General features: G+C 61.1%; 11 protein-coding genes. 3 read left to right on the top strand and 8 right to left on the bottom strand.

Going from position 1 to position 12180, the window contains the following annotated elements; translation table 11 throughout:
• Positions 1-595: 595 nt before the first annotated feature.
• The 7 genes from ptsP to BLT75_RS10990 form a co-directional block, all read right to left on the bottom strand.
• Entirely contained in the window at positions 596-2839 is a 2244-nt protein-coding gene (gene ptsP, locus BLT75_RS11020; protein ID WP_093031046.1) for a phosphoenolpyruvate--protein phosphotransferase, read from the bottom strand.
• A gap of 46 nt (positions 2840-2885) precedes the next feature.
• The gene (locus tag BLT75_RS11015; RefSeq protein WP_093031042.1) at positions 2886-4124 is read right to left on the bottom strand and encodes an aspartate kinase; all 1239 of its coding nucleotides are present in this window, start codon (positions 4122-4124) and stop codon (positions 2886-2888) included.
• Positions 4125-4375: 251 nt separating this feature from the next.
• Positions 4376-5014: an SDR family NAD(P)-dependent oxidoreductase gene (locus BLT75_RS11010; RefSeq protein WP_093031039.1), complete on the bottom strand. Its 639-nt coding sequence runs from the start codon at positions 5012-5014 to the stop codon at positions 4376-4378.
• 1 nt (position 5015) lies between these two features.
• Positions 5016-5453 (bottom strand): DUF1178 family protein, encoded by a 438-nt coding sequence (locus BLT75_RS11005; protein WP_093031036.1) that lies wholly within the window; start codon positions 5451-5453, stop codon positions 5016-5018.
• A gap of 51 nt (positions 5454-5504) precedes the next feature.
• Positions 5505-6008 carry an NUDIX hydrolase gene (locus BLT75_RS11000; protein WP_093031033.1) on the bottom strand — a complete coding sequence of 168 codons (504 nt, stop codon included), beginning with the start codon at positions 6006-6008 and terminating at the stop codon, positions 5505-5507.
• Positions 6009-6123: 115 nt separating this feature from the next.
• On the bottom strand, positions 6124-6882 hold the full coding sequence (locus BLT75_RS10995; protein WP_093031030.1) for an EcsC family protein: 759 nt from the start codon (positions 6880-6882) through the stop codon (positions 6124-6126).
• A 56-nt stretch (positions 6883-6938) separates the two neighbouring features.
• Positions 6939-7427: a GNAT family N-acetyltransferase gene (locus tag BLT75_RS10990; protein WP_093031027.1), complete on the bottom strand. Its 489-nt coding sequence runs from the start codon at positions 7425-7427 to the stop codon at positions 6939-6941.
• 83 nt (positions 7428-7510) lie between these two features.
• Here BLT75_RS10990 and BLT75_RS10985 point away from each other — a divergent pair, with 83 nt between their 5' ends.
• Positions 7511-8119, top strand: coding sequence for a flavin reductase family protein (locus tag BLT75_RS10985; protein WP_093031024.1), 609 nt, complete (start codon positions 7511-7513; stop codon positions 8117-8119).
• Complete coding sequence (locus tag BLT75_RS10980; protein ID WP_093031021.1) at positions 8116-8754, top strand: CatB-related O-acetyltransferase; 639 nt, start codon at positions 8116-8118, stop codon at positions 8752-8754. The genes BLT75_RS10985 and BLT75_RS10980 overlap by 4 nt, the downstream gene beginning before the upstream one ends.
• A gap of 113 nt (positions 8755-8867) precedes the next feature.
• On the opposite strand, the gene BLT75_RS10975 is transcribed toward BLT75_RS10980, so the two are convergent.
• Positions 8868-10502 (bottom strand): SulP family inorganic anion transporter, encoded by a 1635-nt coding sequence (locus tag BLT75_RS10975; RefSeq protein ID WP_093031018.1) that lies wholly within the window; start codon positions 10500-10502, stop codon positions 8868-8870.
• A 311-nt stretch (positions 10503-10813) separates the two neighbouring features.
• On the opposite strand from BLT75_RS10975, the gene BLT75_RS10970 reads away from it, so the two are divergent.
• Positions 10814-11686 (top strand): S-methyl-5'-thioadenosine phosphorylase, encoded by an 873-nt coding sequence (locus BLT75_RS10970; protein WP_093031015.1) that lies wholly within the window; start codon positions 10814-10816, stop codon positions 11684-11686.
• Positions 11687-12180: the final 494 nt, after the last annotated feature.

Raw genomic sequence — 12180 nt, 5'->3', positions numbered from 1 at the left:
AGACACAGCGAGACGACACAAGCTTGTTCGGCCAGTGTCATCTACATTGTTATCTTTCAATATCTTAAGGCAAAGCAAAAACGAGAGCCTCGCCAATTCTCCAAAACGAATCTGCAAAAACATCGCAAATTCAGTTAGTTAAAAGAAATTTCTGAGACGAATAGCTGCTTGAACATCCAATCATCTGATTAGACACAGAGAATCGGTTCTGAGTTCTCAAGAACTCGGCGCCTCGAAAGATCGAAGTGCGCCAGGCAACGAAAGGCTAGGCGGCGCGGGTTGCTCTGCAATTGAATACCTGAGGATAAGTCTGTATTCACATTACAGCGATCCTGGGCGGAAAATCAAGTATTGGAAAAATTATTGCTGATTAACCCCACTAAACGGGTAAGAAAATCATGATATGACAATAAAAATACCGTGATGAAACGGGAACTTATCCACAATCCATCCACACCCAAAGAATATCCCAACTTCGACCTGCGGGTCGGAGATTTCAACAATGGGCCATATGTTATTGATTATTCAGCTCTTCATGATCGACTGATCAAAACAGAGCCCGGTCAGGGTTCCGAGGTGGCTTTGCCTGGGCAATTCACGCGTGAGAGCCGAACCATTCCATTACAGCCGGGCGTACTGTCTGAACGCCGCGGTGGCGCCCGTCGGTAATGATCTTGCGTAATTCGCCAAGATCTGTACGCAAAAGCAAACTTTTGACAGGCCCAATTGACGCGGGGCGCATTGACAAGATGCGAATGCCCATCGCTGCAAAACAGGCAGCCTCGACTGGACGCCCGGCATCTTCTCCGCAGAAACTCAACTGCGTTCCAGACTGATCGCAGCGCTCGACAATACGCTCGATGAAACTCAGAAAACTGCAGTTCAGCGTGTCGTAACGGCGGCGCACCCGCTCGTTCTCGCGATCAGCAGCAAAGAAGAACTGCTTCAGGTCGTTGCCACCGATCGACAGAAAGTCAACCTCGTCAAAGAACTTCTGCGGTGCAAAAGCCAGCGAAGGAGTCTCCAGCATCGCGCCGATTTCAAGCTTTTCGGGCAAAGGATGACCAAGAATCTTCTCGCGTTCGATGGTTTTGTTCACTTCCGCACGGGCCTGACGGTACTCCTCGGCCTGCGCCACGAAGGGAAACATGATGGTCAACGGACGGCCGTTGGCGGCACGGATAAGAGCCTGCAACTGCATCCGCATGACACCGGGCTTGTCCAGCCCCACGCGGATCGCACGCCAGCCCAGAGCCGGGTTGGGCTCGTCGGTGGGCTTCATGTAGGGTAGCACCTTATCGGAGCCGATATCCAGTGTGCGGAAAACTACGCGCTTGCCCTGCGCCGCATCGAGGACCCTTGCGTAGAGCGCAACCAGTTCGGACCGTTTCGGCATCTTGTTGCGAACCAGGAACTGCAATTCCGTACGGAACAGCCCGACACCTTCGGCCCCGGACCCCTCAAGCGATGGAAGATCCGCCATCAGACCGGCATTCATCACCAGACTGATGCGATGCCCGTCCAGCGTGACCGCCGGCTTGTCCCGGATCGAGATGTATCGTGCCTGCGCATCTGCCTGCATGGCCATCTTGTCCCGAAACGCGCTGGCCACGCTGTCTTCGGGACGAAGATGCACGACGCCCTGGTCACCATCGACCAGGATGTGATCACCATTCAGGGCCTCGGTGGTGATGCGTTCTGCATGCACAACCAGCGGGATGGCCAGCGCCCGCGCCACGATGGCCGCATGACTTCCGACCGAGCCTTCTTCGAGCACGATGCCCTTGAGTGAACGCCCATATTCCAGCAGATCACCCGGCCCGATGTTGCGCGCGATCAGGATCGGATCTGCCGGCAACTCCGCACCGGTCTGCTTGCCCTGTCCAGTCAGGATGCGCAGCAGGCGGTTGCTGAGATCGTCGAGATCGGCCAGCCGTTCCCGCAGATAGGCATCCTGCACCTGTTCCATGCGCGCACGTGCCTGGGATTGTTCCTTTTCCACGGCCGCTTCCGCGCTGAGCCCCCGGGCGATATCCTCTTCCATGCGCCGCATCCAGCCCTTGGAATTGGCAAACATGCGGTAGGCTTCGAGAACTTGAAGTTGCTCCTTGTCGCCCTGCTGTGACATTTCCAGCATCCGGTCGACGCCGACGCGCAACTCGTCGATCGCCTCGTTGAGACGCTCGAGTTCGCGATGAGGGTCATCCGCGATCGGGTTGGTAATCACCACTCTTGGCTCGTGCAGCCAGACATGGCCTTCGGCAGCACCTTCCTGTCCCGTACCTCCCCGGAAGGTCGCCGATTTCTGGTGCAGCGGCGACAGCGCGGCGCCCTCTCCGACAAAGGCGCCCAGTTCGGCCATTTCGGCCAGAACCATCGCCACCACTTCGAGTGCGTAGATCTCGTCCGCAGAAAATTCCCGCGCGATGCGCGACTGAACGACCAAAACCCCCAGTTTCTCGCCCAGCCGCTGGATCGGGATGCCCAGGAAAGAAGAAAACCGTTCCTCCCCGGTTTCCGGCATGTAGCGGAAGCCCTTGGCCGAAGGTGCATCGGGTGTATTGACCACCTTGCCCGATTTCGCGACGCGGCCAACAAGGCCCTCGCCAAGCCGCAGTCGCGTCTGGTGCACGGATTCCTGCTTCAGCCCTTCGGTCGCGCAAAGTTCCAGGGTCTCGGAATCACGGAACAGGTAGATCGAGCAGACCTCGGTCCCCATGCTATGGGCGATCAGATGGGTAATCCGGTCCAGACGCGCCTGTCCGGCTTCGTCCGTTGCCATGGCCTCGCGCAGCCGCCCGAGCAGCTTGCGCGATTCGCTTTCCGTGCCGTCCACCATCGATTCATTGCCCAGTTATGGACAGGCACGTCCGCGTCCGAATTGATCAGGCGGCCTTGTCCAGTTCAAACGCATCATGCAGCGCCTGTACGGCAAGTTCCATGTATTTCCGGTCGATCAGAACGGAAATCTTGATCTCGGAGGTTGTGATGACCTTGATGTTGATCCCCTCATCCGAGAGAATCTTGAACATCTTGGCAGCCACGCCCGACTGGCTGCGCATGCCGATGCCCACTACCGAAACCTTGCAGACATCATAGTCGATGATCAGCGACTCAAATTCCAGTCCGCCCGCGTCGCGCACCGCGTTCATCGCCTTTTCCGCGCGCGCCACCTGATCGGTCGGGCACGAGAAGGTCATGTCGGTGATGCCTTCTTCGGACACGTTCTGTACGATCATGTCAACGTTCACCCCGGCATCGCTGAGCGCGGTGAAAATGGTGGCGGCGACACCGGGCCGGTCAAGCACCGATACCACGGTCAACTTGGCCTCGTCGCGGGAATAGGCCACACCGGAAACGACATTGGATTCCATGATTTCCTCCTCATCGACGACCAGCGTTCCCGCCTCGTCCGATTGTTCCTCGAAGCTGGAGAGGACACGCAGTTTCACCTTGTAGCGCATCGCCAGCTCGACCGAGCGGGTTTGCAGCACCTTGGCCCCCAGCGAGGCCAGTTCGAGCATTTCCTCGAACGAAATCTTTTCAAGCTTGCGCGCCTTGGAGCAGATGCGCGGATCGGTCGTGTAGACCCCGTCCACATCGGTGTAGATGTCGCAGCGCTCGGCGCCAAAGGCAGCGGCAAAGGCCACAGCCGTGGTATCCGAACCACCCCGGCCCAACGTGGTGATACGGCCTTCGGGGCTGACGCCCTGGAACCCGGCAACCACCGCAACCTTCATGCCTTCGGCGAATTTCTGGTTGACGTTGTGCGGCGGGATATCCTCGATCCGTGCCTGGCTATGGGCACTGTTGGTGATCAAGGGCACCTGCCAGCCCTGCCAACTGCGGGCGGGAATATCCATCTCCTGAAGCGTCAGCGCCATAAGGCCGGCCGTGACGTTTTCTCCGGATGACACGACCGCATCGTATTCGCGCGCATCGAACAAGGGCGAGGTTTCGTTGACCCAGCCGACCAGTTCATTGGTCTTGCCCGCCATGGCCGAAACGATGACGATCACGTCATAGCCTTTGGCAACTTCGACGCCGACGCGTTTGGCCGCGCGGCGGATTCGATCGAGATTGGCAACCGATGTGCCGCCGAATTTCATCACGAGCGTTGGCATGGGGGTCAAAGTCTCCGCGCCTTGGAATTGATCTGGTGCCTCATATGCGAGGGGGGGTGCAAGAGCAAGTGGGCATTGCGGGCGCACCTATTTGACGCAGAGAGAACAATCCGGGAACGAGATTTCGGCGCAGGGTCCAGATCACACCGCGCCAGCGCAAGCTGCGAGATCAAGGATTATCCATGCGCGCCGCCGTTTTGCCGCCAACCTCTTCGCGCAGTTTTCGAATTGCCCGTCGCAGCGCCCGGCGCTCAATAGGGATGGGCGCGCCCGTCCCAGGTTTCGAAACAACCCGTCGTTTCGAGAGACAAATCGGCAAACCGGGCGGCAAGCCCGGCGGCGGCCTCGTCCTTGCCGATGTCAGCTGCACCGCCACCCATATCGGTCTGCACCCAGCCGGGGTGATAGATCCCGACAGCAATTCCGTCAGCCGCAAGGTCCGCGGCAAGATTGCGGCCGAGATTCAGCGCTGCAGCCTTGGAGGCGCGATAGATATAGCTCCCTCCAGGCGCCCGCGTGTGCGAGGCCATCTGCGACGAGATGATCGCAACCTTGCCGCGGGCCGCGCGCAAGTTCGGCAGCAAGGCTTGAACGGTCAGGAATACACCGGTGACATTGGTGGCAAACGTGTCGGCCCACATCTGCGCCGGATAACCTTCGATTTTCTGCCCCTTGTCCAGATAGACGCCTGCATTGCAGATCAGCAGATCGACCGGTTGCCCGGAGAGTGCAGAGGCCATGTTCCGATGCGCCGCAGCATCGGTCACATCGAGCGTGATCTCGGCGCTGCCGTCCCTCGCTGTGCCGGTTACACGGCTCCCGGCAGCCCTGTACAGATCGGCCAGAGCTTTGCCGACGCCCCGATTGGCGCCAGTTATCAGCACGTGCATTTCAGTTTGCCTTGCGATTGGGCAAGAAGGGCAGCGGAGCGACCGGGATGCCCTCCTCGATCAGCGCCTTTGCCTCGTCGATCCTGGCCTCGCCATAGATCGAACGCTCGGGCGTTTCGCCCAGATGCATCCGGCGTGCCTCGGACGCGAAATCGCGACCGACATAGTCCGAATTCTGCTCGATCTTGCGGCGCATTTCGGCCAGAGCCTGTTCGGCGGGAGTTGCCGGCGCGCTCAATGGCCGTTCGGTAGCCGGGGTTTCCGCAGCCGAACGCGCCGGACGAACCCGAGGAGTCATGATCGCCTTCTCTACCCGGCTTCCACCGCAGACCGCGCAGCTGACCATGCCGGACGCGGCCAGCTTGTCATAGGCGGCAGCCGACTGGAACCAGCTGTCAAAGCTGTGGCCCTCGCTGCATTTCAGAGAATATTGAATCATCAAGACATTCCCAGATGGTCTGCCTAGTAAATATCCACCGCTTACCGAAGATCAAGTGGAGCGGCTGTCATCAAGCATTTCTTGTCGAGCCTGGTGCAACCGGGTCAGGTCGACGGACGTCAGGAATCGTGCAAGATCGGCCTCGGTCACCACTTTCGCCGCCTTCTTCGGCGAAAACCATTTCCGCCGCCTTTCGCCACGTTCCGGATAACGGTCCGACAGTTGGCTGACGTGGATCGGAAATACTTGCACCATGCAGGGAACCGGCCCCTCCTTGCCGAGGATCTTGGAATAGAAATACAGTCCGACGCTGCTGGCATGAACCGTACCGACGACTCCGGCCTCCTCCCAGGCCTCGCGCGCGGCAGTTCCGGCCCCGTCACGCCCTTTCATGGGCCAACCCTTGGGCAAGATCCAGCGCCCGGTGCCGCGGCTTGTTACCATCAGAACCCTGGGTTCAGCGCCCTTGAACCTGTAGCACAACGCTCCGTACTGAACGCGGACACCCCCGATCGTCGGGACAAGGGAGATGTCAGGCAGCAAGACGGAACTCATGAGCAGGCCGAAGGGAATGACTCGCAGGGAACATGCGCGGCCGGGCGCGCGACTGGCTTGTGCTTAGCCGATGAAGCAGTCGGGGTACATGATGGAATTCACCGGCTGGCTATGGTCACTTCCGCAAAAGCGCCATCCTGTCTTCAAGACGGGCGACCAGTTCACTGTGCGGGATGTCCGCATCTATCGCCAACCTTCGCAGACCGAAATGCACATGCGCGATCTGCTGATAATAGCGGGTGTACACGTAGTTCACCGAGGCACCAGCCATGGCCCCAAGGATCGGCACCGACTGAACCGCAAGTTTCTGGCCCATTGCGGCAGCGAGGCGTGGGGCCACGGCCGCGATCATCTTCTGCATCGCATTGCCGGTCAGGGTCAGGCGGAGTGAAACGAACCCGAGATCGGCCCCATCGTCGACCGCCAATGGACCGGCGGCAGAGAACACCCGGACACAGTCGAATTGCACATTCTCCGAACCCGGGTCAAAACCGTACTGGACCGCCACATCCTGGATCGCGCGCAACAGGACCGTTGTGGTGACGGGCAGTTCGACAAGTGCTGTGGATAACCCGCCCAATCCGCCGACCGCCCCCATGGCCGTTGTCCAGACCATGTTCGTGCGCTCGCTCTGTTGCGGTACAGCCTGTCGCGACCCCTGAGCGGCCCGCATCGCCAGGGCCAAGGCACGTTCGGTCGCCTCGGTCAGACCCGAGCGCACCGGTGCCGGCAGACGGTCAAGCAGCGACTCCGCCTTGCCTCCGACCGCGTTCAACAGATGTATGCCGATACCGCCAGCGGCGCGATAGCGCTTTGCCAGCGCATCCAGTTCCGCCTCGGCATCCACCGGCGCAACGATCACGATATCCTGCATGGGTGCACCTCCCGTTCTGCTTGAACATCGGGTACCGCGAACCGGATTTCAACGGCTCAGCGCGTCCAGCGGGTCACCTGGCCGCTGATTCCATGCCATGCGCCTTGCGTCAGCTCCAGCCCAAGTACGCGCTCGGGGTTGGTCGGGGGCGGCATGACCACCCCGTCCAGCCGCGAAAACCCGAATCGGCCATAGTAGGGCGCATCGCCCACCAGCATCACCCGGTCCCATCCGCTTTTGCGCCCCGCTTCCAGCCCCTCCTGGATCAGGAACCCCCCCAGACCTTCACCCTGGTGGGTCGGGTGAACGGCGACAGGCCCCAGCAAGAGGGCGTCGACCGCCCCCACATGAACGGGCCAGAACCGGATCGCACCCGCGACCGTGCCGTCACTGTCGCGGGCCACCATCGACAGGCCGGCGACCGGCGGGACATCGTCACGCAAACGGTACGAGGACAAGGCGGTTCTCCCGGGCGCAAAGCACAGGTCGTAAAGCGCCTCGATTTCCCACCAATCGTCCGGTGTTTCCGGCTTTACTTCGATCACCTGCTGCCCTGCCTCTCCTCATGGGTGGCAATCGCCCTATCACTTCGTTACCCCTAGGGCAAACGCTTGGAGACAAACCACTCATGTTCTATCGACCCGAGGATGGCCACGGCCTGCCGCACAACCCGTTCAACGCGATCATCACGCCCCGTCCGATCGGATGGATCTCGACCCGGGCCGCCGATGGCACCAACAACCTTGCCCCCTACAGTTTCTTCAATGGTGCGGCCTATGTGCCGCCGCAGGTGATGTTCTCGACCACGGGCAGCAAGCCCGACCAGGACAACACCAAGGACACCGTTGCCAATATCGAGGCGACGGGCGTGTTCTGCGTGAACATCGTCGAATACGCGATGAAGGACGCGATGAACGCCTCTTCCGAAACCCTGCCGCGCGAGGTGGACGAGTTCGCCCATGCCGGCCTGACGCCGGTCGAGTGCGAGACGATCGGCTGCGCACGCGTCGCCGGCGCGCCCGCCGCGCTGGAATGCAGGCTGACCCAGATCGTCACCCTGCCCGGTGCGTCGAACCGTGTGGTCTTCGGCGAGGTGACCGGGATCCACATGCGCGACGACTGCCTGAGGGATGGCATTTTCGACATCACCACCTATCAGCCGCTGGCCCGGCTCGGGTATCGCGACTACACCGTCGTGCGCGAACTCTTTGCGCTCGCACGACCGGACGACAGATGACCCTGCCAGACGCTGGCCGCCGCTATCCGATCACCCTGCCGGATGGCTCCGATCATGCCGGAACCGTGTTTCTGAACCAGGTGATCGACCACCCGCGGCTTGTTGTCGGGGATTACACCTATGCGTCGGATTTCGACCCGCCCACGGATTGGGCAGCGCGACTGGCACCCTATCTGTTTCCCACCTCGGCGGAAACGCTCCGCATTGGCCGGTTCTGCCAGATCGCCCACGGGGTAAGGTTCATCACCGCCTCGGCCAATCACGCCATGGACGGTCTGACCTGCTTCCCCTTTCCGGTGTTCGACCCCGACCGGATGGCCGGCTATCAGCCCGACCGGCGCGATACCGTGATCGGCAACGATGTCTGGATCGGATATGGCGCGCTTGTCCTGCCCGGCGCGGTCATCGGCGACGGAGCCCTGATCGGCGCGGGCGCGGTGGTGCGAGGCACCGTGCCGCCCTATGCAGTGGTTACAGGCAACCCTGGCCATACAGTCCGATACCGGTTCGACGCCGATGCCATCGCGACCCTTCTGGATCTCGCCTGGTGGGACTGGCCTGCCGATCGAATTGCCCAGGCCGAAACCGCGCTGCTCGAAGGCGATATCGACCGGCTCGTCAGCCTTCGTCCCTAATCCTTCTTTCTGGTTCCAAATACTTAGGAGCGCGAGGCAGCGCCTCGCATCCCGCGCCGAAAGGCGCGGCGCAAAAAAGCGCGCGCCAAAGGCGCGCTCCGCCTTGCATCGGATCAGTGACCGCCCAGAATGCCGGTGCGCACGGAATAGTCCACCGCCAGCCCATAGTCGGGGTCATCATCGCTGTCGACCATCAGGTGCCCCGCTTTTGTCAGCAACTGGTGGCAGTCGCGGCTCAGATGTCGCAGCATCACCCTTTTTCCAGCCGCCTCGTAACGCCCCGCAACCGCCTCGATCGCCTGAAGCGCCGACTGGTCAACGACCCGGCTCTGCTTGAAATCGACGATGACGGTCTCGGGGTCTGTATCGACCTCGAACAGCTCGCCGAACCCGTCGGTGGAGCCGAAGAACAGCGGCCCCTGGATCTCGTAGACCTTGGCCCCCTTCTCGGTATGGGACTCGCGGGTCACCGCGTGAATGCGCTTGGCATTGTTCCAGGCATAAGCCAGGGCCGAGACGATCACGCCCACGACTACGGCGACAGCCAGGTCCTCCATCACCGTCACGACGGTCACCAGTACCGTGACGAAGGCATCCGTCAGCGGCACCTTGCGCAGGATCATCAGCGAGTTCCAGGCAAAGGTCCCGATCACCACCATGAACATCACGCCCACCAGCGCAGCCAGCGGGATCTGTTCGATCAGCGGTGCCGCGAACAGGATGAAAACCAGCAGGAACAGCGCCGCCGCAACCCCCGCGATGCGGGTCCGCCCGCCCGATTTCACGTTGATCATCGACTGGCCGATCATCGCGCAGCCACCCATGCCGCCAAAAAACCCGGTAACCACATTGGCCGCGCCCTGGGCGATGCATTCCTGGCTGGCGCCGCCGCGCTTGCCGGTAATCTCGCCGACAAGGTTAAGCGTCAGCAGGCTTTCGATCAGGCCGATGGCGGCCAGGATCACCGCATAGGGCAGAATGATCTCAAGGGTTTCCCAGGTCACGGGCACCATCGGAATATGGAATTGCGGCAAACCACCTTCGATCGAGGCCATGTCGCCCACCCGCGGCACATCCAGTCCGACACCAATCACCAGCGCCGCGACCACCGCGATACCGGCCAGCGGCGCCGGGATGATGCGGGTAACGCGCGGCATGATCCAGATCACCGCCATGGTCAGCGCCACCAGCGCGAGCATCAGGTAGAGCGGCCCGCCGGACAGCCATTCACCGCCGCCCATTCCGTGGCCGGTGTTTTCCATGCTGCCCGGCACCTTGAACTGCCCCAGTTGCGCCAGAAAGATCACGATGGCCAGACCGTTGACAAACCCGAGCATGACCGGATGCGGCACCAGGCGGATGAACTTGCCCCATTGCATGACCCCCGCGATCACCTGCAATAGGCCCATGAGCACGACGGTGGCGAACAGGTACTCAACCCCGTGCTGGGCCACCAGCGCCACCATCACCACGGCCAGGGCGCCCGTTGCGCCAGAGATCATGCCGGGCCGCCCCCCGATCAGCGCGGTGATCAGCCCGACCAGAAAGGCGGCGTAAAGGCCGACCAGCGGATGCACGCCGGCAACAAAGGCAAAGGCCACCGCCTCGGGCACCAGCGCCAGTGCCACGGTCAAGCCGGACAACAGCTCGATCCGCAGCCGTGATGCGCTGAATGGCTCGTCCGGCATCCAGCGCAGGTCGGGAAATGCTAGGCGATTGGCAACACTTGCCAGGAAGGCACGGGGCATCGATCTTGTCCAGTGGGGATTGTTCGCGTTCCGGGCTTTCTAACGGTTCAGTCCCGGTCCGGCCATGGGCTTGGCCGGGTAGCAGCATTGCACTGAGAACATAGCGGGTATATCGCCGCATCGTGGCCCTTGCCTGGCACAAGGGCATTCGAGCAGGCGGATCGACCTGGCCGTCTTCCGTGATTTCCACCCAAAAGCAACCTCCCGGCTCTTCGGTTGCGGCCGGTTCTATCAGAACTTACCCCTTGAAAATGCGCCGGGAATCCGCACAACTCGGGCGCGAAGCCGGTAGCAGACGGAAAGGCCCGCACATGACCAGCACCAAGATCGCCGTGATCGGCGGCTCTGGCATCTACGACATCGACGGGCTGGGAAGTGCCGAATGGGTATCGGTCGAAACGCCTTGGGGGTCTCCCTCGGACCAGATCCTGACCGGCCGACTTGAAGGCGTCGACATGGCCTTTCTGCCCCGGCACGGGCGCGGGCATGTGCATGCTCCGACCGACGTGCCCTATCGCGCCAATATCGACGCGCTGAAACGGCTGGGCGTAACGGATGTCATTTCGGTCTCGGCCTGCGGGTCCTTCCGCGAAGCGATGGCGCCGGGAGATTTCGTGATAGTCGATCAGTTCATCGACCGGACGTTTGCGCGCGAAAAGAGCTTCTTCGGCACCGGATGCGTCGCTCACGTCAGCGTAGCGCATCCCACCTGCCCGCGCCTGTCGGAAGCCTGCGAAACTGCGGCGCGCGCTGCCGGCATCCCCGTTCACAGGGGCGGCACCTATCTGGCGATGGAAGGACCGCAATTCTCGACACTGGCCGAGTCGAAGATGTATCGCGAGCACTGGGGCGCGGATGTGATCGGCATGACCAATATGCCCGAGGCCAAGCTCGCCCGCGAAGCCGAGCTTTGTTATGCCTCGGTCGCCATGGTCACCGATTACGACAGTTGGCACCCCGATCACGGTGAAGTCGATGTCGCGCAGATCATCGCCACACTGATGCGCAATGCCGACAATGGACGCGCCTTGGTCAAGGGGCTTCCTGCCCTGCTGGGACCGGATCGCGCGCCCTGCCCGCATGGGTGTGACCGGTCGCTGGATCATGCCATCCTCACCGCGCCCGACAAACGCGATCCCGCCTTGCTTTCCAGGCTCGATGCCGTGGCGGGGCGTGTGCTGTAGTCCATTGCCCGCGGCCTGACGTCATCCGTAGGCCCAGCCCGAGGTGTCCGGGGCCAAACCTTGGGCGTGGCGATGCCTGTGACCTGTGGCTGGCCCTTACAGCCCTTTTGCCGAAGCCGGGGCCGACCGCGCTGCTGCGACACCCTGCATGGCGCCGTTATTGACCTTTTTCATGTTCCTTCATGAAGGTTCGGATGAACCGCCGGATTTCCCGCGCTGCGCTGGTATCGAGCGACTTGCACATCTCAACGAAGTCGTCCCTTTCCTTCTTGCCCAGCCGAAGGACCAGTTGAGAATCCTTTTTCGAGTGCGATTTCGTTTCTTTCTTTGACACTTCGAGATCCGTTGCGGTTGAATTCACAGCATATGCATTGTATATACATAGCATATGATATGTCGGTGCAACAGCACCGTAACAACAATAAGGAGGCATTGGCAAATGAACCTGCATACCGCACAGAACTTGCTTGTTCAGGACCGTCATGATTGGGTCA

This window comes from Ruegeria marina (assembly GCF_900101475.1).
Lineage (GTDB): Bacteria > Pseudomonadota > Alphaproteobacteria > Rhodobacterales > Rhodobacteraceae > Ruegeria_B > Ruegeria_B marina.
Note: the sequence above shows the minus strand (reverse complement) of the source record. Positions and strands in the feature narration are given on the sequence as shown.

Bases quoted from the DNA above. Each gene is read 5' to 3' on its own strand.
- ptsP (WP_093031046.1), bottom strand. From the start codon at position 2,839: ATGGTGGACGGCACGGAAAGCGAATCGCGCAAGCTGCTCGGGCGGCTG.
- BLT75_RS11010 (WP_093031039.1), bottom strand. From the start codon at position 5,014: ATGCACGTGCTGATAACTGGCGCCAATCGGGGCGTCGGCAAAGCTCTG.
- BLT75_RS11005 (WP_093031036.1), bottom strand. From the start codon at position 5,453: ATGATTCAATATTCTCTGAAATGCAGCGAGGGCCACAGCTTTGACAGC.
- BLT75_RS10980 (WP_093031021.1), top strand. From the start codon at position 8,116: ATGACCCTGCCAGACGCTGGCCGCCGCTATCCGATCACCCTGCCGGAT.
- BLT75_RS10995 (WP_093031030.1), bottom strand. From the start codon at position 6,882: ATGCAGGATATCGTGATCGTTGCGCCGGTGGATGCCGAGGCGGAACTG.
- BLT75_RS11000 (WP_093031033.1), bottom strand. From the start codon at position 6,008: ATGAGTTCCGTCTTGCTGCCTGACATCTCCCTTGTCCCGACGATCGGG.
- BLT75_RS10985 (WP_093031024.1), top strand. From the start codon at position 7,511: ATGTTCTATCGACCCGAGGATGGCCACGGCCTGCCGCACAACCCGTTC.
- BLT75_RS10970 (WP_093031015.1), top strand. From the start codon at position 10,814: ATGACCAGCACCAAGATCGCCGTGATCGGCGGCTCTGGCATCTACGAC.
- BLT75_RS10975 (WP_093031018.1), bottom strand. From the start codon at position 10,502: ATGCCCCGTGCCTTCCTGGCAAGTGTTGCCAATCGCCTAGCATTTCCC.
- BLT75_RS11015 (WP_093031042.1), bottom strand. From the start codon at position 4,124: ATGCCAACGCTCGTGATGAAATTCGGCGGCACATCGGTTGCCAATCTC.